We start from the raw sequence: 20,967 nt of genomic DNA, 5'->3' as shown, positions 1-20,967 counted from the left end.
CTGATTACCCTTTCACCGAACCAGCTAACAAACCACGGACGAAATATTTGCCGAGGAACATATAGACAAGCAATGTTGGCAAAGCAGCAAGCAGCGCCCCTGCCATTTGCACGTTCCATTGGACAATTTGGCTGCCCGATAAGTTTTGCAACGCGACCATAATTGGCTGCTGGGAAGACGTTGTGATTGTTACCGCAAATAAAAATTCGTTCCATATGTTTGTGAACTGCCAAATTGCTACGACGACAAACCCGGTAATCGACAGCGGAAGCATGATATAGCGGAAAATCCGTAAAAACCCGGCTCCGTCGATTTTCGCCGATTCAATCATTTCATCCGGGATTGCCGCGTAAAAATTGCGGAACATCAATGTCGTGATCGGAATGCCGTACACGACATGGACAAATACAAGCCCTGGAATCGTATTATACAAACCAATTTCCCGCAAAAACTGGATGAGCGGAATTAAAATGCTTTGATAAGGAATAAACATGCCAAACAAAATCAACGTAAAAATCGTATCCGCCCCTTTGAATTTCCATTTCGATAATACGTAGCCATTCAATGCTCCTAACAGCGCCGAGAGCAATGTCGCAGGAACAACGAGATAAATAGAGTTCAAAAAGTTTGGCGCCAATTTCTCAAGCGCGGTCTGATAACTGCTCCAATCAAAGGCAGTCGGAAGCTTCCACATATCAGAAAGCGTCACTTCATCGAGCGGCTTGACGCTTGTCACGAGCATCACATAGACCGGCATTAAGAAAAATAAGCTCATCAGGATGCAAATGATATACAAAACTGCCCGTGACCATGTCCGTTGTTTCATCATGATTCACCCTTTCGGCTTGAAATCAAATATGGAACGATAAAAATAGCCACAGAAAGCAGCATAATGATCGCGATCGCCGCTCCGTTTGCGTAGTAGTTGCCGCGGAACGTCGTTTCAAACATATATACTCCCGGCACGTCTGTGACAAAGTTTGCTCCAGGGCCAGTCATCGCGTAAATCAGGTCAAAGATTTTCAGCGAAATGTGGGCCATAATGATGATGACACTGACCGTAATCGGCCGTAACATCGGGATAATAATTTTACGATAAATTTGGAACTCCGTGGCGCCATCCATTCGCGCCGCTTCCCGCACTTCTTCCGGAATCGCTCTTAATCCTGCCAAATACATCGCGACCGCAAATCCCGTCATTTGCCATACAGCGGCAATCACCACCGCCACGATCGCCACCGGCACGCCAAACTCAATTTTCCCTATGTGGAAACCTCCTAAAATGTTTGTATCTGTGTACCACTTCGAGTCCAATCCAAATTTTTTTAAAAACAAGTTGACCCCTGTTGACGGGTTTAATAGCCATTGCCAAACAACCCCTGTTACGACAAACGATAACGCCATTGGGAAAAAGAAAATGTTACGGAAAATCGATTCGCCGCGCAATTTTTGATCCAACAAAATCGCCAACAATTGTCCAAGCACAATCACGACACCGATGAACAAGACCGTAAAGACAAGTGTATTCCGCAAATCGGCTTGAAAACGGAAATCATGAAATAAATAGATATAGTTTTTCAGTCCTGCAAACGACAAGTCAGGTACAAGGGAATTCCAATTGCTGAGAGAAACATATCCCGTCCAGCCGATAAATCCATACACGAAAATCAAAATAAGCACAACCGATGGCGATAGAAATGCAAGTGCAAGCCAATGGTCTACCGTCCATTTCCGCTTTTTTTGCGACTTTGGAACGACTGTCACGCTTCGTTCCGATACTGCCTTTGCTGTTTCCATATTCCATCCCTCCTGTCGTAACAAGAAAAGGGGAAGAGAATGGTTCCCGTCCCCTTTTTTTCTCTATTTCTTCAATTCTGACGAAGCCGATACAAGTGTATCAATAAACGTTTTCGCATCTTTTTGCGTCACGAAAATATTGACTGCTTGGTTGACTTTTGTCACAAATCCTTCCGGCGCTGCGGATCCATGCGCTAAGCTTGGCGCAAGTTCTGCTGTTTTAAAATCTTGAATCGTTTGTTTTCCATATTCGTCATATTTGGACAGATCCGCATCAATACGAGCTGGGATCGAGCCTTTCAGAGGGTTAAAGGCATCTTGTCCCTCACGAACCAAGCACCGATAAAAATTTCTTCACATCTTCTGGATTTTTCACGCCTTTTGGCAAGCCAAACGTATCGGTGATCACCATAAATTTGCCTTCTGTATTCGGAGTTGGCACATAACCGAAGTCTTCATTGACTTTTAATTTCAAATCGTTCACAAAATAACCTTTGACCCAATCTCCCATAATGTTCATGGCCGCTTCGCCTTTTCCGACCAACTGAGCGGCATCTTGCCAGTTGCGGGAACTGTGGTCTTCGTTGACGTAATTCAACATTTTCTTAAACGTGTTGACCGCTTCTTTTACTTTTGGATCGTCAAACGATAATTCTCCTGTCCAAAGCTTTTTGTAATCTTCTGTCCCTAACGTGCCTAGTAAAACCGTTTCAAAAATATGCGTTGCCGTCCAAGGTTCTTTGTCCCCCAACGCAAGCGGAGTAATGCCTTTCGCTTTCAGCTTTTCGGCAACTTGGAAAAATTCATCAAACGTTTTTGGCGGCTGGAGGCCATTTTCGGCAAAGATTTTTTTGTTATACCAAAGCACATTGCCGCGGTGAATATTCACAGGAACGGAATAAATTTTCCCGTCTTTGCTGACCATGTCGATCAATGATTTTGGAAACTTATCCATCCAACCTTCTTTTTCATACAAATCGTTGAGCGGCTCCATTTTACCGGCAGCTACCCATCCTTCATTCAACTCCGCGCCGCCGTGCACTTGGAATGTCGCAGGAGGGTCGTTTCCTTGCATGCGGCTCGCTAGCACCGCTTTCGCATTGGTTCCGGCACCGCCTGCTACTGCGGCATTTTCTACTGGTATATCTGGATATTTTTCTTGAAACAATTTAATTAACGCTTTTAATCCATCTTCTTCTCCGGCGCCAGTCCACCAGCTGAATATTTCAAGCTTTTCGTGTCCTTTGCTTCCTCCTTGATCCTCTTTATTGTTATTGTTGGATGCGGAATTGGAATCGGAATTACAGCCAGCTAACGCCAAGCTGAACGTTAATGCTAAGGACAACCATAATCCTTTTTTCTTCACGTTTCCTCCCCCTTTTCTTTATCATGAAAACCCTTTCAATAATGAATGTAACATGTTTTTTCATCATTTCAGCCAACAAATCTCTGCACTTTTTTGCGATCTTCTTCACTTTTTTGTCCATAGATAAAAAGCTCCTCATCACCATCAAGTGGCGAAGTGGAGCTTTTTCCGATATTCGGTAGGAGACATTCCGGTATGTTTTTTAAAAACGCGGCTAAAATAGTTCGGATCATTGTAGCCGACAAGAAAACAAATTTCTTTTAGACTTTTATTTGGATCTGCCATTTCCTTTTTCGCGCGCGCGATGCGCACTTCGGTTACGTAGTCAATAAACGTCATTCCGAAGCGGTCTTTAAATAGTTTGCTAAAATAGTATGGGCTGATGCCGACATATTCCGCCACTTCTTCGAGTGTCAGCGGATGATGGTAATGCTCGTCAATATAATCTTTCGCCTTGCCAATCTTTCCATTTGCCTGCTGATGCCGCCATGCTTGTATATAATGTACCATGTGCTGAAGCTGCTCTGTTGCTGTTCTTTTCAATTCTCCAAGGAACTGCACGAATGAAAAGTGGTGGTCCGCTCATACGAAATACCGAAATCGGTTAACATGCGCCCAAGCAAAATAAATGTTTCCTCCATCTTCTGTTTCACGATAGGAAACGGATGATGAAAAGCTATCTCTTCTATATAAGATAGACATTGTGTTAATGCTTGTTTGAAATCACCTTCACGCACCACATCAAACAGTCGTTTTTCTCTTTCCGTTTGATCGATGGCCGCCGATGCGAGCACCGCTTTCTTCGGCAGAAAACCGCTCTTTGCCTTTTTTTGCGATGCATAATATTGTACAGCAGCGAGCGCTTCATAATAGGAATAACGCAATCCCTCTAGTTGGGATGCCGGAGAACCAAGACCGATATAAAGTGTTTCTTCATATTGTTTTTCAAACTGCTGGACAAGGTCATGGGCAAGGGATTGTATCATTGGCTTCCATGTTTTCTCGGGAATATCCGTAAAAAACAAAATCGGCATTTGTCCATCGATGATTCTTCCAATGACGTAATATGTCGCCCCTTTTCTAAAAGCACCTGTTCTACCCACTGTTTCCATACCTCTTTTTTTCCGCCGCTAGGAAATTGAATCACCATAAACATTCCCGAGTCAATGGAGAATGGAAACAGCGTCTCCCATTGTTTCCATTCCTCTGAAGAAACTTCTTCGAGCATCAGCACTGATAACCATTCTTTTTCTACAAGCTTTTGCAATTGGTGCACTCGTTGTTGCAATTCCTTGTTTTCTTCTTCTTTCTTCCGCTCTTCCATTAATTCGTTATACACTCGCCTTAGCGCGCCAATCACTTCTTCTTTCCGGCTCGGTTTTAATAAATATTCTTTCACACCATGCCGCATTGCTTGCTTTGCGTATTCAAACGTATCAAACGCGGATACGATAATAAACTTCATATCCGGGTGATGCCGGCGAATAAGCTCAATCGCTTCCAGCCCGTCGATTCCAGGCATTTTAATATCGATTAACATCGCATCCGGCTTATATTCGTTGGCGATTTCCACCGCCTCACGTCCATTGGCAGCTTCCGCAACTACTTCCATATTCGGAAGATGGTCGCGAATCATTTTTTGCAATGCTTTTCTCTCCAACGCTTCATCATCCACAATGGCAATTTTCATTCGCTTCCACCCCCTTTTGTCATTGGCAAAAGCAGACGAACCGTTGTTCCTTCCCCAACCGTTGACTCAATCTCCATCACATCTTGTATCCCATAAAAAAGCTGAAGCCGGCGAATGACGTTGCGTATACCGATGCTGGTGGAGTGTCCGCGTTTTTTTCCATTCGAAGCAGAGCCGTCTTCTTGTCCCTTTATAAAAGCCATTAATTTTTCTTTCGTTTCTTCGCTCATCCCGACGCCGTTGTCCCTTACTTCGATGATGACGCGTTTGTTCCTTTTTTCTACTTTTAACGAAATCTCCGCTCCTTTTTCATAAGATTCGATTCCATGAATAAAGGCATTTTCAATAAGCGGCTGCAAGGTTAGAGGCGGAATGGGCAATGGCAAACATTGCTTATCGACATTCATCGAAAATTTAATTCGGTCAAAAAAGCGTGTCTGTTGGATAAAAAAGTATTCCCTTGCGATATGGACTTCATCGGCTAATGTCACCGTACGCTGCAAATCTCCTAAATTATATCGCAAAATTGCCGCAATCGCTTCAATCAACCGTGATGTTTGGTTCGCTTCTTCTAAATACGCCATTTTCGAAACCACATTTAGCGTGTTAAATAAAAAGTGAGGATTGATTTGGCTCTGCAAACTTTTTAACTCTAATTCTTTTACGAGCCTGTCCAGTTCGGATTTTTTCTTCATTTCCTCAATCAGCCGCTGCAGATTGCGGCGCATATCATTAAACGTATGGGTTAATAATTTTAATTCATCATTCGTTGTGCTAACGACATCAGGACCATCCAACTTCCCGCTTGCAATTTCCCGAGCGGCACGCGAAAGACGCGCGATCGGCTTTGTGATGCCTCCGGAAAACCATACAGCCAAAAGAACGCCAAGCAAAAACGTTGTCATAAACAATCCAATCACCATGTAGCGAAAATAACGATTCCGCTCTTCCACTTCATTGTAAAAATGCTGATAAGTCGTTAATTCATTGTGAATTAATGAAAGGGTCGTCTCTTGAATAAATGAAGAAATCTTCATCGCTTCGTGAAGGTGGGAAGAGTATAAGCTAATATTGCCTGCTTGAAAATGATAGACGGTCAATGCCCCTTCCTCTTGTTAACTTTCAATCATATGTTCATAATTTTCCACTAAAAGCGCATTTTTTCGGTTGGAAAACATTTCTCTGACTTGTTTGCGGTTTTCTTGCAGCCAGCGGTATTGGCGGTTATATTCTCGCAAATATCGTTCATCTTTTTCTGTAAGATAAGCATTCAACTGTTCTACTAATTGATTCGTACGTTGAGAAATTTCATTCAACAGCAAAAGCCGGCGCATGCTGTAGTCGTACTCATTCACAATATCTTCGCTGCTGTTGTATAAAAAGAAGACAATGCCATTGAGCAACAGGATAAAAATACTAAAATACAACAATAGTTTTGTCCGAATTTTAATCATGTTTCACCTCATAGTTGCGAGCCGGACGCAGCGGCAAATCTTGCTTGCGGATAACCTTTGTTTCCGTATTCGTAACAGACGGAACATCATTTCCTTTGATAATATCCACCATCATTTTCACCGCCCGGTATCCCATCTCATAAGGTTCTTGCACCACCGTTGCATGAATCGTTCCTTTTCGCAAATAATGAATCGTCTCCGGCAGTGTATCAAATCCGATAATATAGGTTTCCTTTTCGCGATGAAACTGTTCAATGACCTTTGCGATCCCGATCGCATCCAGCGCGCTTGTGCCATAAAACGCGTTCACCTCAGGATGCTTTTTTAAAATGCTGTACGCTTTTTCGGCTGCTTGTATGCGCGTAATATTTGACTCTTCGATGGCAATGATGCGAATCCCTTTTTCGTTCTTCACCGCATCTTTAAACCCTTGAACCCGCAGTTTCTGATGGGAGGCGGTAAGGCTTCCTGTAATAATCGCTACATTTGCCTTCCCGTGCGTATCTTCCGCTAGCGCTTTTCCAGCAATAAAACCAGCGTAATAGTTATCCGTACCGATATAAGCTGTTCGCTTGCTTGTTGGCGCATCGGTATCGATCGTCACCACAGGGATATTTTTTTCGATAATGCGGTTAATCACTGGCGTAAACTCTTTTTCCGTCAATCCTTGCGTCATAATCCCATCAACTTTGGAAGCAGCCGCTTTTTCAAGAATATGAATATGCTCATCAATGTTGGCCTGCCGCGGTCCGACATATTCGAGATGGACCCCTGTCTCTTTTGCCGCCGCTTTCGCTCCTTTTTCCACTAAGCGCCAATAATCATTATCGAGCTCCTCCGGAACAAGGACAAAATGATACGCGTTATTTTCGTGCGCCTCAGTTTCTCTTTCACCTGGCTGATGATAGGCATATACTTTCCACGCGCAATAGATTGTAAAGGAAGCGCTTGCAACAAGCGCCACAATGCTGCTAGCATAAACGATCCACTTCCATCTTTTTCGCATGGGCGACCCCCTATTTTGACAAAAACATGTATAATACGACTTTATTGTACATATTTTTCCCGCACTCCGTCTAACGAAAAAAGAAAGGATGGCTCGAAAAGATCGCTTTTAACGCCCTTTTGAGCCAACCTCTAGTAAAGACTAGTTATTTATCGTTGTTGCTTGCTTTCGGAAAAATTGCCTTCGCATGGTATAATGATGAATAACATTCTTCTCACCGATTCGCTCAATAATACAGCTGGGGTGTTGATATGTTTACGCCTGAACAAATCGCCAATTTTTCCGAACTAGACTATATGATTTACAACTATGTTACCAAACACGCCAATGAAGTGGTATATATGCGCATCCGTGAACTCGCTGAAGCGGTGCACGTTTCGCCGCCGACGATTTTGCGCTTTTGCAAAAAGGTCGGCTGTGACGGCTTTTCCGAGTTCAAAACGAAACTAAAACTGTACTTGCAACAAAACCAACGTTCATTTGTCACCAACGCACAGGAAACGTTAGCCGAATTTTTTGAACGGACATTAAAAACCGATTACCAACAAACGATTCGCGAAGCGGCAGCCGCTATCGCTGGCGCCGATCATGTCATCTTCGTCGGTTCCGGCAGCTCCGGCATTTTAGCGGAATACGGCTCCCGCTATTTTTCGGCTTTTAAAAAGTTTTCCGTTTATATTAAAGACCCGTTTTTTCCAATTTACGGCCACTATTTCAACAATTGTGTATCGATTGCATTATCCGTATCAGGCGAAACGTCCTATACATTATCCCAAGTGCATCGGCTAAAGGAAAAAGGCAGCACCATTATCAGCATCACCAACCGCAAACATTGCTCACTAGCAAAAATATCGGATTACAACTTAACGTATTACGTCAATGCTGAATTTATCGAACAAACGAACGTGACGACACAAATACCAGTTATTTATTTGTTAGAAAGTTTGGCCAAAGAAATGTATCGTCTCATGAACTAGTTTGTTTGCAGCGATTACAGCTGTTGTCCATTGGATTCAATTACTTGTTTGTACCAATAAAAGCTTTTCTTTTTAATGCGGCGTAAATCTTTTTCCGACTCGTCGTCACGGTTCACATACACAAAACCGTACCGCTTTTGATAACCATTCAACCAGCTGAGAAGGTCAGTAAACGACCATGTACAATAGCCAATCACTTTCACACCGTCGGTAATCGCCCGCTGGATTTCTTGAATATGGCGGCGTAGATAGTCAATGCGGTAATCATCGTTGACGATATCGCCTTCTTCGAGCTTGTCAAACTCACCGAGGCCGTTTTCGGTAATGAAAACAGGCAGCCCGTAGCGGTTGGCGATGCGGCGCAATCCGATGTGAAGCCCGATCGGGTCAATTTCCCAATCCCAATTCGTCGCCTCTAAATACGGGTTGCGAACGATTTTAAATAGCCCAGGAATTCCGCTTTCCGTCGACGTCCCTTTCTTTCCGGTCGTGTTCATCACTCCTTCGCCAACGCCGTCAAGCGGATTGTATTGGACCGTTTGTGATCGATAATAGTTGACGCCCATAAAATCCGGTCTCCCTGCTTTCAATAATTCCATATCGCCGGCTTGTATCGTTGGCGCCAACCCATGTTGTTCAAGATAGTTCCAAGCGGTTTGCGGATACGTGCCCCAAGCGTACACGTCCATCCACCAATGGTTTTGGAATTCTTCTGCATTTTCCCATGCCAGCACATTTTCCGGACGGCAATCGTATGGATACATCGGCGAGTAGGCGAAGCTTGGACCAATTTTGCCGTCTGGCACATAATGGCGAAACGCTTGAATTACTTTGGCGTTTGCTAGGTTGGCAATATGGTTCGCCTCATACATCCGTTTCATATCTTTGACTCCCGGCGGATGCAACCCTAACCGATAGCCGAATGTGATGAAAAGATTTTGTTCATTGAGCGTCACCCAATATTTCACGCGGTCGCCAAAACGTTGAAATAACGTTACCGCATAGTTGTGAAAATCATCGATAATTTGCCGCGACTCCCACGCTCCATACTCATCCATTAACGCTTGCGGGACATCCCAATGATACAACGTGATAATCGGTTCAATGTTGTGTGCTAACAGTTCATTGATCAGATTGTCGTAAAACTGCAATCCTTTTTCATTGATTTTCCCTTTCCCATTTGGGAAAATGCGGCTCCATGCGACAGAAAAGCGATATGCCTTTAGCCCCATTTCTGCCATTAACGCCACATCTTCTTTATAGCGGTGGTAATGATCAACAGCGACATCACCGTTCGTTCCTTTAAACGTTCTGCCTGGCTGTTTGGCAAACACATCCCAAACCGATGGCCCTTTTCCGTCTTCATTCCATGCCCCTTCGACTTGATACGCTGCCGAAGCAGATCCCCATAAAAAGCCGTCGGGGAATGGGCGTAATTGTCGATGTTCCATCTCTTGCTCCTCCTTTTCTTCATCCTTCCCTACTAAAATAAACGCGTTTCCCATTAAAAAGTAAATAGATCGACGAAATTCAGTAATGCACACAACACGAAAATAATTTGTTTCATATAGGTAACAGGCCGTTACTTTATTTTCCCTGCCAACAGACAAAAAAATTCCCCGCTATAAGCCAATGAGCGGGGCAAAAGCATGATCATTATAAGAAAATTTTCCCCGGATTCATAATGCCGTTCGGATCAAACATCTGTTTAATCCCTTTCATCAGCGGAACCGAATCGCGATGTTCTTCATATAAGAAATGACGCTTTCCGATGCCGATGCCGTGTTCTCCTGTGCATGTGCCGCCATGGGATAAAGCATAGCGGACGATGCGGGCGTTCACTTCTTCGACGCGCTTTACTTCTTCCTTATCCGCCGGATCAAAAGCAAGAATGGTATGGTAGTTGCCGTCGCCGACATGGCCGAGAATCGCGGCCGTCATGCCATATTCATCGACAAGCTTCCGCGTTTCGGCAATCGCTGCCGGCATTTTGGAAATCGGCACACATACATCGGTCGATAACATCACTTTTCCTGGATATGCCGCTTGAATGGCAAATGCCGCGTGATGCCGGGCTTCCCACAATTTGGCGCGCGCGACAGAATCCTCTTCCATTTCAAACGAAACCGCGTTTTCCGCAACACACAACTCTTTGACAAGCTCTGTTCCGTCTTTTACGCTTGATGCGCTGCCGCTTAGTTCGATAAATAACGTCGGCGCCGCTGGATAGTCTGTCTGTTTGTATTGATTGACCGCTTGAATCGTTTGCTCATCCACAAGCTCTATTTTCCCCGGAGACACGCCCGCTTTTAAAATTGACGCTGCAGCCTGCGCTGCCTCCGCCAACGTAGGAAAGCTTACTTTAATCGCATTCGTCGCTTCCGGAATGCCCTGAAGACGGACAATAATCTTCGTAAATACACCCAGCGTTCCTTCCGAACCGACAAACAGCCCCGTTAAGTCATAACCTGCCGATGATTTCACCGCCATTCCGCCGGTATGAACGATTTTCCCATCGGCGAGCACGACTTCAAGGCCTAGCACTTGATCGCGCATGACTCCGTATTTGACGCTGTTTGTACCACTGGCGTTCGTTGACGCCATCCCACCGATCGTTGCGTCCGCTCCCGGATCAACCGGGAAAAACAGTCCATGTTTTTTCAATGCTTGATTCAGCTGCATCCGCGTTACCCCTGGCTCGACGATGGCCAAAAAATCGTCGGGGCGAATGTCAATAATATTATTCATCATCGTAAGGTTGAGTGTGATGCCGCCTTGAACAGGAATAATATGTCCTTCTAGACTGGTTCCTGCTCCAAATGGAGTAACCGGTATGCGCCGCTCATTCGCATAAGACAACACCGCGCTCACTTCCGCCGCCGTTCTTGGAAAGACGACGACATCCGGCTTTCTCGGTTCGTGATAGGCCATCCCTTTGCTATGCTGTTCAAGAACTGTTTCGTTCACCGTCACCCGTTCACGGTCACCAATCCGTTCTAATAAATCTTCATAAAGTCCCATCGCGATCCCCTTTCGTGCTTATTAATATCGCATTAACATTTGTACCCCTTCGAAAATGCGAGCGGCGTTCGGCAGCCAATCATCTTCGACCGACGGCACCGGATACGGTGTATCATAGCCGGTCACACGCACGATTGGCGCCGATAGCGTAAACAAGGCCCGTTCGCTAATCAATGCGGCAATTTCCGCGCCGAACCCGTTCGTTTTGACCGCTTCATGGACAATCATCACCCGTCCTGTCTTTTCTACCGACCCCACGATGGTATCGATATCTAATGGCTGCAGGCAGCGAAGGTCAATTACTTCCGCGTCAATTCCTTGCGACTTCATCTCTACCGCCAGTTTCGCAACAAGCGGAACGGTCGCACCCCACGAAATGATCGTCACATCTTCCCCTTCTTTGACGACACGCGCTTTTCCAAGCGGAATTTCGTACGGCTCATCCGGCACTTCCATGCGCAAGGCGCGGTATAATTTCATCGGCTCTAAAAATAAAACGGGGTCTTCATCGCGAATCGCTGAAATAAGCAGCCCTTTTGCGTCATAGGCGTTCGATGGCATGACAATCTTCAAACCAGGTGAATGCGTAAACAGCGCCTCCAGCGCATCGGAATGAAGCTCCGGCGTGCGCACTCCTCCGCCGTATGGACTTCGTACGACAAGCGGGCATGTAAACCGTCCTGCCGAGCGAAAACGAAGGCGCGCTGCCTGCGCCGCAAGCTGATCCATCGCCTGATAGACAAAGCCGAGAAACTGAATTTCCGCAATCGGGCGGAATCCGTTCACCGCCAGTCCGATCGATGTGCCGATAATGCCTGATTCGGCAAGCGGCGTATCAAATACACGGCGGTCCCCAAATTGTTCTAACAATCCATCTGTCGCGCGAAACACGCCGCCATTTTTCCCGACATCTTCTCCTAGTACGATCACGCGCTCATCGCGTTCCATTTCTTGCCATATCGCTTCATTAATCGCCTGAATCATCGTCTTTTCCGCCATGTTATTTCACCTCTTTCCCTTGCTTTCTCCTTGCTGCTTCTTGTTGCTGCTCTTGTAAGAGCTTGCTTGGCTTACCGTACACGTAGTCAAATACATCGACGATCGATCCTGTCTCCGCCGCCACCGCTTCTTCATACGCCGCCGTGATTTCGTCGTTTGCTTGCGCTACCCATGCTTCTTCTTTTTCTTCCGTCCAAAGCCCGCGTTTTTCTAACAGCACCCGCAAGCGATGAAGCGGATCTTTCTTCCGTCTCCACTGTTCCGCTTCTTCCGCGCTTCGATATTTTGTCGGGTCATCCGATGTCGTATGCGGCCCCAGTCGATACGTCAGCGCCTCAATTAGCATCGGTCCTTCGCCGTTTCGCGCCGAATCGACCGCCTCTTTCATCGTTTTGTACACGGCAAGCGCATCGTTGCCGTCGACAAGCACGCCTTTCATTCCGTATGCGATCGCTTTTTGCGCGATCGTCCGGCTTGCCGTTTGCTTATGCACCGGAACGCTGATGGCGTATTGGTTGTTTTGGCAGAAAAAAATGACTGGAACTTGATAAACAGACGCAAAGTTCATCGCTTCATGGAAATCGCCTTCTGATGTCGCGCCATCGCCGAAATAACAGACGGATACTTGCTTTTCTCCTTTCAGTTTTGCCGCCCATGCGCACCCTGTCGCATGAAGCGTCTGCGCGCCAATAATGATTTGAATCGGGAAAATGTTTAAATGCTCCGGCGTTCTGCCGCCAAGCACATGGCCTCTCACGTAATGAAAAATTTGCGTAAGAGGCAGCCCATGCGCCAAACAAGCAGCGATTTCCCGGTAGCTTGGAAAAATCCAGTCCTCTTTCTCAAGCGCGAGCACGCTGCCGATTTGCGCCGCTTCCTGCCCGCTGAATGGCGCGTATGTACCGATCCGCCCTTGCCGCTGCATTTTTAACAAACGTTCATCAATGACTCTTGCTTTTCGCATCCATTTATATAGTGTGACGAGAAATTCATCGGAAAATTGTTGTAATGCTTCCTCATCCCCGTTCCCGTTTTCATCCAATAGCTGTACCATATCAAACGGCAATTGGTTTTGATCAAACATCGTTTCCTCCCCCTTCGCTTACCGAACATCTAACAGGAGCTGCTCTGGATGTTCTAAAATTTGCGCTACCGTTCTCATAAACCGGCCTGCCGGTTCCCCGTCAATGACGCGATGATCAAACGTGAGCGACATCCCCATCATATCGCGAATGACAATCTCATCGCCAATTACGGCCGGTTTTCGCTTAATCGAGTGAACGCCTAAAATCGCCACTTCCGGATAGTTAATAATCGGTGTCGCAAACCAGCCGCCGTTTGCCCCGGTGCTTGTGATCGTAAACGTGCTTCCTTGCAACTCATCGACACGCAGCGTATGGCGATGCGCTTTTTCCGAAAGCTCGGCAAGCTCGATCGCCAGCTCGCGAATCGATTTTTGGTCGGCATGCTTAATCACCGGGACGACAAGCCCTTCTTTCGTCGCCGTGGCAATGCCGATATGGTATTCTTTCTTTAGCACGATTTCGTTTGTTTCTTCATCTATTGTTGCATTAAATATTGGATGTTCTTTTAGCGCACGCGTCACTGCTTTAATGACAAACGGCAAATATGTCAGTTTGACCGACTCCGTCTCCAACTGTTTCACAAGACCTGTACGGATCTCCACCAGTTTCGTCACATCGATTTCATCCATCCCCGTCACATGTGGAGCGGTGTATGCTGATTTCACCATTTTTTCGGCGATTTTTTTCCGCAGCCCGCGAATCGGGATGCGTTCTTCGTTTACCGTTTGCTTATGAACCGTCGTCGTCTCGGCAGCTTCCAGCGCTGGTGCCACTGCCGCCGACGCGGACTCGCGCTCTTTTACATATCGCTCTAAATCGGCAAGCGTCACTCTTCCGCCTTCTCCGGTTCCTTCTACTTCTTCAATCGGAACGCCCATTTCCCTTGCCCTTTTTCTTACCGACGGGGCGGCAATCACCCGTTTTTTCCGTTGCGCCGGCTTAGATTCTACGGCTGCTTCTTCATGATCAGCGGCTTTTTGCTGGTCAACGATGATAAGCGGTTCGCCGACTTTTACCGTTGCTCCCTCCGGCCCGGCAAGCGCTACTACTTTTCCCGCCACTGGTGTCGTCATTTCCACTATCGCCTTATCTGTTTGAATTTCCGCAATCGGCTGATCGACAGAAACTTCGTCTCCTTCTTGAATAAACCAACGCACAATCTCCGCTTCATGCAGCCCTTCTCCGATGTCTGGCAATTTGAATTCGTAGCGCATATGTACCTTCTCCTTTTCTGTTTCATAGAAAAATAGTGTAGTATCATAATATGTGGGCAAAACAGGATGTAGACATTCTTGAGCTGCTATTCGTGAGGAATCAATAATTGGTGAACGAAAAAATCAGGTTGGTAAGCGTTTTCAAAAATGTTGAATTTTTAGAGGTGATGTTTTATGAGTAAAATATAAATATATGAATATTTTGAATATTATTATCTATTGATTTTTATGATAATATACATATTATTCCACGTCAATATTCATGCAGAATTGGATTTTTTATTTTTAAAAAATAATGTCACTTCTAGTAGAAATTCATTTGCCTTGCTAAAGGAGGAGCTTATGCAATTCACCCGCATTCACCATATCGCGATTATTTGTTCCGACTACGAACGGTCGAAACATTTTTATACGAATATCCTCGGTTTCAACATTATTCACGAGCAATATCGAAAAGAACGAAATTCGTATAAATTAGATTTGCAAGTCGGCGAACATACACAAATTGAGCTGTTTTCCTTTGAAAATCCGCCAAAGCGGCCAAGCTATCCGGAAGCGTGCGGGCTGCGCCATCTTGCCTTGGAAGTTGACGATATCGATGAAGCTGTCGCATACTTACAAACGCAAGGCGTCGCTACCGAACCGATCCGGATCGACCCAGTTACAGGGAAACGGTTCACGTTTTTCCGCGACCCCGATGAGTTGCCGATTGAGCTGTATGAACGATAAAATGGTATAGTTACGACAAATAAGGAGGGACCGCCATGATTCGATTTGCCACGATCGGAACGAACTGGATTACGGAAGCATTTATTGAAGCGGCAAGAAAAGTAGAAGACTTCACATTAACCGCGGTATATTCGCGGACGGAAGAAAAAGCGAAGGAATTTGCGGCGAAAACAGGTGCCAAACAGACGTTTACAAACCTTGAGGAACTGGCGAAAAGCAAAGACATCGATGCCGTCTATATCGCAAGCCCAAATTCTTTGCACGCCGAACAGGCGATTTTGCTTATGAATCACGGCAAACATGTGCTATGCGAAAAGCCGATGGCATCGAATACAAAAGAAGTCAAAGCGATGATTGATGCGGCGCGCCGAAATGATGTCGTCTTGATGGAAGCGATGAAAACGACGCTTCTTCCGAACTTTCTAACGATTCGCGAACATTTACATAAAATCGGGAAAATACGCCGCTATTTCGCCAGCTACTGCCAATATTCATCCCGCTATGATGCGTACAAACAAGGAACGATTTTGAACGCGTTCAATCCCGCCTTTTCCAACGGCTCACTAATGGATATCGGCGTCTATTGCATTTACCCGATGGTCGTCTTATTCGGAAAACCGCATCGCCTCCAAGCAAATAGCTTGAAACTCGAATCCGGCGTTGACGGAGAAGGAAGCATTATTTTTGATTACGGCGACATGGATGCGATGGTGATGTACTCAAAAATCACCAACTCTTATCTTCCATCGGAAATTCAAGGGGAAGAAGGAAGCATTCTGATCGATGCGATCCATACGCCGACAAAAGTGGAAATTCGCTACCGCGACGGGCGCATAGAAGATATTACCGTCCCGCAAGAACAGCCTCCGATGTATTATGAAGCGAAGGAATTTATCGAGCTGATCAAAAACGGAAAACGCGAATCCGAAATCAATTCACATGAGCATTCGTTGCTGACGATTGCCTTGATGGAAGAGGCCCGCAAACAAACGGGAATCCTGTTTCCTGCTGACGAGTAAAAACAGCTTCCTGCATGTCTGCAGGAAGCTTTCTCATTTCTTCTGCCAATTGGCGCTATGCTCATCTGCCTGTTTGGCGACAAACATCATGCTCATGACAACAAGCATCACCAATGACCCCACGAATACTCCGGCGATAAAAGCAAACATAAAGACCTCTCCCCTCTTTGATTCTAGCAAACTTGCTTTTATCATTGTTTCCATATTTGCCAAAAACGATACTTGGGAGAGGCCGCGATATGACGACGGTATATTCTTTTTCGATCTTTTCACAAAGATTGTCGTTTTTCATAGTTTTTCTATAGTATTGTTATATGTGGTAAATAAAGGGATATTAAGGTAGGAGGTGTTTTTTGCTAAAATGATCGAAGCTTTAATCGAAGCTTTAGGCAACTTCTTTAGTGCCATCGCAACGGCTCTATTAGGCAAAAAACACAAGAAAAAATAAAGATATCTGGGCACGGAGTTAGCCATTAGTTCGATTGCTCATCCCCTAAACACTTCTCAAGTTGTTATATTCGACAAGCAGAAATAAGCATTTGTTTGACTCGTTCATCAAATGCTGTTTTTTTGCCCATTTCAAGTCAAATCGTCTAAATGGCGACTTCTTGTAATCCATCATCCACATTTTTCAGCAACAATCTATACGGAAACATCCTTCTTTTTCCTTTTCCAATACATATACAAACGGACAAAAAGCAAGGCAAGGAACGCTCCGCACGAGTCGATCGCCACATCTGTCGGCGCAGCGGTGCGCCCCGGCTCAAACGATTGATGCCACTCATCCGTCATCGCGTACACCGTCGCAAAGACCCATGCGCCAACATACGCCATACGCCCTCGTTCAAGCGCCCGCCAAACAAGCACCGCCAGTATGCCAAACTCGGTTAAATGCGCCAGCTTCCGAACAATAAAATTTAACGGAGACGACGCATCACCCCCGTCATGGCCAAATGGCAAATACGACAACACCGCTTCTAATATGCGCTTCGTATTTTCACCGGTAAACAGCGAAGATTCACTAAAGGAATAAATGACGATACACCAGATCACGACAAGGCTCCAGCGTTGGATTTTTCCTTTCATACACATCACCTGTTATTTACCTTACTATCTTTATGAAGCCATGGCAATAAAAAATACCTTCTGCCCGTACATGGACAGAAGGCAAATCAATCGATTATTTATTTCCTTTTACTAACTCCAATGGAACAGGAATAAATTTATCCACTTTTTCTCCCTTTAATACTTTCAACGCTGTTTTTACTGCGTTCTCTCCAATAAGTTCTGGCTTTTGAGCAACAGTTGCCGCCATTTTTCCTTCTTTAACCGCCTTCACCGCGTCTTCCGTTGCGTCAAAGCCAACGACGATTACATCTTTCATACCGCGCGCCTCTAACGCTTCTAATGCCCCTAGCGCCATTTCATCATTGTGAGCAAATACAGCTTGAATGTCCTTATGGCTTTGTAAAATGTTTTCCATGACGGATAATCCTTTGGCGCGGTCGAAATCAGCCGCTTGTTTCGCTACGACTTTTATATTGGACGCTTTATCGATGATTTGATGGAATCCTTCCCCACGTTCACGCGCGGCAGACGAACCAGGGATACCCTCAAGCTCTACAATGTTGCCGCCATTTTTTAATTGTTCAACGATAAATTCTCCTGCCATTTTTCCGCCTGCAACGTTATCGGAAGCAATGTGGGTAACTACTTTCCCTCCATCTGCGCTGCGGTCCACCGTGATTACAGGAATATTCGCGCTGTTAGCCGATTCAATTGCCGATGTCACCGCACTGGAATCAGTTGGATTCACTAAAATCAAATCAACATCTTGCTGAATCAAATCTTCGATATCATTAATTTGCTTCGCAGAATCGTTTTGCGCATCGACAACGATTAATTCCGCACCTTCTTCTTTCGCCGCCTTTTCAGCACCTTCTTTTAACGTCACAAAGAATGGGTTATTTAACGTTGAAATCGATAAACCAATTTTCATGTTTCCGTCTTTCTTTGCTTCTTCTTTTTTGTCGCCGGTTGTGCCGTTATCTAACGAACAACCTGCTAAGACACCAATAACCAACAAAAACGCCAACAACATGCTAGCTAACTTTTTCATTGCTCTCTTCCTTTCCTTGTATAATGTTTTATTCATCAAGCTTCTTTGCGGCGATCAAGGAGCACCGCAAGAAGAATGACTAACCCTTTAATGACTTGCTGATAAAATGAAGATACATTCAATAAGTTCAGCCCGTTGTTCAATACACCAATAATGAGCGCGCCAACCAACGTTCCGAAAATCCAGCCACGGCCACCCGATAAGCTTGTTCCTCCAAGCACCACAGCAGCAATCGCATCTAATTCATACGCTGTTCCCGCCGTTGGCTGCGCCGAGTTTAAGCGAGAGGTTAAAATGATTCCGGCTAATGCGGATAATCCGCCGGTTAAAGAATAAATCCAAATTTTTAGGCGATCGACGCGAATTCCGGATAAACGGCTCGCTTCCTCATTTCCGCCAATCGCATACGTATGGCGGCCAAACGTCGTTTTCTTTAATACAAAATATAATGCCACATACACGACAATCATAAACACAACCGGAACAGGAATGCCGAGAAAATACCCGCGTCCCATCATTTGAAACAAAATATCGTCCGAGGCAAAACCAGTTATAGGACGACCATCTGTATAAACAAGAGTTAATCCACGAAACATCGTCATCGTTGCCAATGTCGCGATAAACGGAGCAACGCGTCCTTTCGTAATCACAATACCATTGATTGCTCCCATGAAAAACCCCGCAAGCAATCCGATGATGATCGCGGTAAAGCCGTTCATTCCACTTGCCATCATTCCGGCAGTAATCGCACTTGAAAGCGCTAACACAGAACCGACAGATAAATCGATGCCTCCCGTTAAAATAACGAATGTCATACCAAACGCGATTAACGCGTTAATCGACACTTGGCGTAAAACGTTCATCCAGTTATTGACCGTTAGGAAACTGTCACTCAATATCGACAGCACAATACACAACAAAAAGAAGCCGATAAGCGGACCAAGTTTTTTTATATCAAAATTCCGTTTGTTTTCCATCATGCGTTCCCCCCTGTTGCCGCGCGCATAATCGTTTCTTGATCAATTCCTTCATTCTCCAAAATAGCACGAACTTTCCCTTCATGGACGACCATAATTCGGTCGCTCATCCCAAGTACTTCCGGGAGCTCAGACGATACCATAATAATGGCGACCCCTTGAGCCGTCAGTTCATTCATAATTTCATAAATTTCTTTTTTGGCGCCAACATCAACCCCGCGCGTTGGTTCATCTAAAATGAGAATGCGCGGCTCCATTGCCAGCCATTTTCCGAATACGACTTTTTGCTGGTTCCCTCCGCTTAACGCTTTTACCTCTAATTCTGGAGACGCCGTTTTAATATTTAGTTTCTTAATTAACGTTGAAACTAACTCCCGCTCTTTCGTCGTTTGAATAACACCGGCTTTCGCCAATTGTTCTGATTTTGGAAGTGTTAAATTTTCCCGCACACTCATATTTAAAATGAGCCCTTTTTGTTTGCGATCTTCTGTAATCATTGCGATGCCGCGCTCAATCGCTTGTCGCGGCGATGTAATCCGAACTGGTTGGCCGTCAATATAAATCGTTCCCGCGTTCGTTTTTCTCGCTCCAAAAATCGCTTCCATTATTTCGGTGCGTCCTGATCCCATCAATCCGGCCACACCGAGAATTTCACCAGCGCGCACCGAAAACGAAACATTTTCAAAGACGCCTTCCTGTGTCAAGCCTTCCACGCGCATCCGTTCTTCGCCAATGACCGCATTTCGTTTTGGAAAACGCTCTCCAATTTGCCGACCAACCATCATGTGAACAATCTCATCAAAGTTTGTCTCGGCGATGCGCTTCATGCCGATAAACTGTCCGTCTCGGAGTACAGAAATGCGGTCGCAAATCGTGAAAATTTCCTCCATGCGATGCGAAATATAAATGATCGCAACTCCTTGCTGCTTTAAGGTGCGAATGACTTCAAACAACGTTTGAATTTCCCGCTCCGTCAACGCGGCGGTCGGCTCGTCCATAATCAAACATTTGGCGTTTGTAGAAAGCGCCCTTGCAATCTCGACAATTTGCTGTTTTCCTACCGACAAATTGCCTGCCAACTCATTCGGATCAATATCGATGCCGAGTTTTTCCAAATAAACTTTCGCCTGCTTTTCCATGTCTTTACTACGAATGATTCCTGTACGGCCGATGGTGCTTTCGCGCCCTAGGAAAATATTTTCCGCTACCGTCAATGTAGGAATAATGGTGAGTTCCTGATGAATGACAGAAATCCCATCACGTTCCGCTTCCTTTGGATGGCGATAATGCACTTCTCGGCCATCCACCAAGACCGTCCCGGCATCTCGCTCATAAATGCCGGTTAATACTTTCATTAACGTCGATTTTCCGGCGCCGTTTTCGCCCATGAGCGCGTGCACTTCACCGGTAAGTACTTCAAAATCAACGCCATTTAAGACGACATGCTGGTGGAACGCTTTTTTAATGCCCCGCATCACAATAAACGGTTTGGTCATCGCTCTCTCCCCTCCTTT

Annotated in this window: 16 protein-coding genes and 3 pseudogenes; 3 read left to right on the top strand and 16 right to left on the bottom strand. The window is 45.4% G+C overall.

The window, feature by feature from the left end; translation table 11 throughout:
• Window positions 1-4 precede the first annotated feature (4 nt).
• The 6 genes and pseudogenes from NXM86_RS01205 to NXM86_RS01180 form a co-directional block, all read right to left on the bottom strand.
• A complete protein-coding gene (locus NXM86_RS01205; protein WP_081188946.1) occupies window positions 5-826 on the bottom strand; it encodes a carbohydrate ABC transporter permease in 822 nt (273 codons plus the stop codon).
• Window positions 826-1,797, bottom strand: a complete 972-nt coding sequence (locus NXM86_RS01200; RefSeq protein WP_015865193.1) for a carbohydrate ABC transporter permease — start codon at window positions 1,795-1,797, stop codon at window positions 826-828. Before NXM86_RS01200 ends, NXM86_RS01205 begins: the two co-directional genes overlap by 1 nt.
• A 63-nt stretch (window positions 1,798-1,860) precedes the next feature.
• Window positions 1,861-3,163: pseudogene (locus NXM86_RS01195) on the bottom strand (ABC transporter substrate-binding protein).
• A 144-nt stretch (window positions 3,164-3,307) separates the two neighbouring features.
• Window positions 3,308-4,853 (bottom strand): annotated as a pseudogene (locus NXM86_RS01190) (response regulator).
• A pseudogene (locus NXM86_RS01185) lies at window positions 4,850-6,307 on the bottom strand (sensor histidine kinase). Before NXM86_RS01185 ends, NXM86_RS01190 begins: the two co-directional pseudogenes overlap by 4 nt.
• A complete protein-coding gene (locus NXM86_RS01180) occupies window positions 6,300-7,313 on the bottom strand; it encodes a sugar-binding protein (protein ID WP_498958471.1) in 1,014 nt (337 codons plus the stop codon). The pseudogene NXM86_RS01185 and the gene NXM86_RS01180 overlap by 8 nt, the downstream one beginning before the upstream one ends.
• 251 nt (window positions 7,314-7,564) lie before the next feature.
• Here NXM86_RS01180 and NXM86_RS01175 point away from each other — a divergent pair, with 251 nt between their 5' ends.
• Window positions 7,565-8,290, top strand: a complete 726-nt coding sequence (locus NXM86_RS01175) for a MurR/RpiR family transcriptional regulator (RefSeq protein ID WP_171698754.1) — start codon at window positions 7,565-7,567, stop codon at window positions 8,288-8,290.
• 14 nt (window positions 8,291-8,304) lie between these two features.
• Here the strand turns inward: NXM86_RS01175 and NXM86_RS01170 are convergent, their stop codons facing one another.
• From NXM86_RS01170 to NXM86_RS01150, 5 genes are all read right to left on the bottom strand, one after another.
• Complete coding sequence (locus NXM86_RS01170) at window positions 8,305-9,741, bottom strand: glycoside hydrolase family 1 protein (RefSeq protein WP_498958470.1); 1,437 nt, start codon at window positions 9,739-9,741, stop codon at window positions 8,305-8,307.
• A gap of 205 nt (window positions 9,742-9,946) precedes the next feature.
• On the bottom strand, window positions 9,947-11,311 hold the full coding sequence (locus NXM86_RS01165) for an FAD-binding oxidoreductase (protein WP_498958468.1): 1,365 nt from the start codon (window positions 11,309-11,311) through the stop codon (window positions 9,947-9,949).
• A gap of 21 nt (window positions 11,312-11,332) precedes the next feature.
• Window positions 11,333-12,310 carry an alpha-ketoacid dehydrogenase subunit beta gene (locus NXM86_RS01160; protein ID WP_081188953.1) on the bottom strand — a complete coding sequence of 326 codons (978 nt, stop codon included), beginning with the start codon at window positions 12,308-12,310 and terminating at the stop codon, window positions 11,333-11,335.
• Window position 12,311: 1 nt separating this feature from the next.
• On the bottom strand, window positions 12,312-13,394 hold the full coding sequence (gene pdhA / locus NXM86_RS01155) for a pyruvate dehydrogenase (acetyl-transferring) E1 component subunit alpha (RefSeq protein WP_171698758.1): 1,083 nt from the start codon (window positions 13,392-13,394) through the stop codon (window positions 12,312-12,314).
• An 18-nt stretch (window positions 13,395-13,412) separates the two neighbouring features.
• The gene (locus NXM86_RS01150) at window positions 13,413-14,609 is read right to left on the bottom strand and encodes a dihydrolipoamide acetyltransferase family protein (protein WP_498958466.1); all 1,197 of its coding nucleotides are present in this window, start codon (window positions 14,607-14,609) and stop codon (window positions 13,413-13,415) included.
• Window positions 14,610-14,951: 342 nt separating this feature from the next.
• Between NXM86_RS01150 and gloA2 the strand changes: the two genes are divergently transcribed.
• Together gloA2 and NXM86_RS01140 are read left to right on the top strand one after the other, a co-directional pair.
• Window positions 14,952-15,338, top strand: coding sequence for an SMU1112c/YaeR family gloxylase I-like metalloprotein (gene gloA2, locus NXM86_RS01145; protein WP_062677123.1), 387 nt, complete (start codon window positions 14,952-14,954; stop codon window positions 15,336-15,338).
• 35 nt (window positions 15,339-15,373) lie between these two features.
• Window positions 15,374-16,357 (top strand): Gfo/Idh/MocA family protein, encoded by a 984-nt coding sequence (locus NXM86_RS01140; protein ID WP_498958464.1) that lies wholly within the window; start codon window positions 15,374-15,376, stop codon window positions 16,355-16,357.
• A 33-nt stretch (window positions 16,358-16,390) separates the two neighbouring features.
• On the opposite strand, the gene NXM86_RS01135 is transcribed toward NXM86_RS01140, so the two are convergent.
• The 5 genes from NXM86_RS01135 to NXM86_RS01115 all read right to left on the bottom strand — a co-directional run bounded on the left by NXM86_RS01135 (window position 16,391) and on the right by NXM86_RS01115 (window position 20,949).
• Window positions 16,391-16,507 carry a DUF3789 domain-containing protein gene (locus NXM86_RS01135; protein ID WP_015865203.1) on the bottom strand — a complete coding sequence of 39 codons (117 nt, stop codon included), beginning with the start codon at window positions 16,505-16,507 and terminating at the stop codon, window positions 16,391-16,393.
• A gap of 492 nt (window positions 16,508-16,999) precedes the next feature.
• Window positions 17,000-17,443 (bottom strand): VanZ family protein, encoded by a 444-nt coding sequence (locus NXM86_RS01130; RefSeq protein WP_498958462.1) that lies wholly within the window; start codon window positions 17,441-17,443, stop codon window positions 17,000-17,002.
• Window positions 17,444-17,537: 94 nt separating this feature from the next.
• Window positions 17,538-18,476, bottom strand: coding sequence for a ribose ABC transporter substrate-binding protein RbsB (rbsB, locus tag NXM86_RS01125; protein ID WP_062677120.1), 939 nt, complete (start codon window positions 18,474-18,476; stop codon window positions 17,538-17,540).
• 35 nt (window positions 18,477-18,511) lie between these two features.
• Complete coding sequence (gene rbsC, locus NXM86_RS01120) at window positions 18,512-19,456, bottom strand: ribose ABC transporter permease (protein WP_498958459.1); 945 nt, start codon at window positions 19,454-19,456, stop codon at window positions 18,512-18,514.
• Window positions 19,453-20,949, bottom strand: coding sequence for a sugar ABC transporter ATP-binding protein (locus tag NXM86_RS01115; RefSeq protein ID WP_062677119.1), 1,497 nt, complete (start codon window positions 20,947-20,949; stop codon window positions 19,453-19,455). The genes rbsC and NXM86_RS01115 overlap by 4 nt, the downstream gene beginning before the upstream one ends.
• Window positions 20,950-20,967 lie beyond the last annotated feature (18 nt).

This window comes from Geobacillus sp. CX412 (assembly GCF_027942335.1).
Lineage (GTDB): Bacteria > Bacillota > Bacilli > Bacillales > Anoxybacillaceae > Parageobacillus_B > Parageobacillus_B toebii.
The sequence above is the reverse complement of the archived record's forward strand: the minus strand, read 5'-3'. Positions and strand labels throughout refer to the sequence as shown.

Coding starts and splice junctions, on each gene's coding strand:
- NXM86_RS01205 (WP_081188946.1), bottom strand. CDS start 826: ATGAAACAACGGACATGGTCACGGGCAGTTTTGTATATCATTTGCATC.
- NXM86_RS01200 (WP_015865193.1), bottom strand. CDS start 1,797: ATGGAAACAGCAAAGGCAGTATCGGAACGAAGCGTGACAGTCGTTCCA.
- NXM86_RS01180 (WP_498958471.1), bottom strand. CDS start 7,313: ATGCGAAAAAGATGGAAGTGGATCGTTTATGCTAGCAGCATTGTGGCG.
- NXM86_RS01175 (WP_171698754.1), top strand. CDS start 7,565: ATGTTTACGCCTGAACAAATCGCCAATTTTTCCGAACTAGACTATATG.
- NXM86_RS01170 (WP_498958470.1), bottom strand. CDS start 9,741: ATGGAACATCGACAATTACGCCCATTCCCCGACGGCTTTTTATGGGGA.
- NXM86_RS01165 (WP_498958468.1), bottom strand. CDS start 11,311: ATGGGACTTTATGAAGATTTATTAGAACGGATTGGTGACCGTGAACGG.
- NXM86_RS01160 (WP_081188953.1), bottom strand. CDS start 12,310: ATGGCGGAAAAGACGATGATTCAGGCGATTAATGAAGCGATATGGCAA.
- pdhA (WP_171698758.1), bottom strand. CDS start 13,394: ATGTTTGATCAAAACCAATTGCCGTTTGATATGGTACAGCTATTGGAT.
- NXM86_RS01150 (WP_498958466.1), bottom strand. CDS start 14,609: ATGCGCTACGAATTCAAATTGCCAGACATCGGAGAAGGGCTGCATGAA.
- gloA2 (WP_062677123.1), top strand. CDS start 14,952: ATGCAATTCACCCGCATTCACCATATCGCGATTATTTGTTCCGACTAC.
- NXM86_RS01140 (WP_498958464.1), top strand. CDS start 15,374: ATGATTCGATTTGCCACGATCGGAACGAACTGGATTACGGAAGCATTT.
- NXM86_RS01135 (WP_015865203.1), bottom strand. CDS start 16,507: ATGTTTGCTTTTATCGCCGGAGTATTCGTGGGGTCATTGGTGATGCTT.
- NXM86_RS01130 (WP_498958462.1), bottom strand. CDS start 17,443: ATGAAAGGAAAAATCCAACGCTGGAGCCTTGTCGTGATCTGGTGTATC.
- rbsB (WP_062677120.1), bottom strand. CDS start 18,476: ATGAAAAAGTTAGCTAGCATGTTGTTGGCGTTTTTGTTGGTTATTGGT.
- rbsC (WP_498958459.1), bottom strand. CDS start 19,456: ATGATGGAAAACAAACGGAATTTTGATATAAAAAAACTTGGTCCGCTT.
- NXM86_RS01115 (WP_062677119.1), bottom strand. CDS start 20,949: ATGACCAAACCGTTTATTGTGATGCGGGGCATTAAAAAAGCGTTCCAC.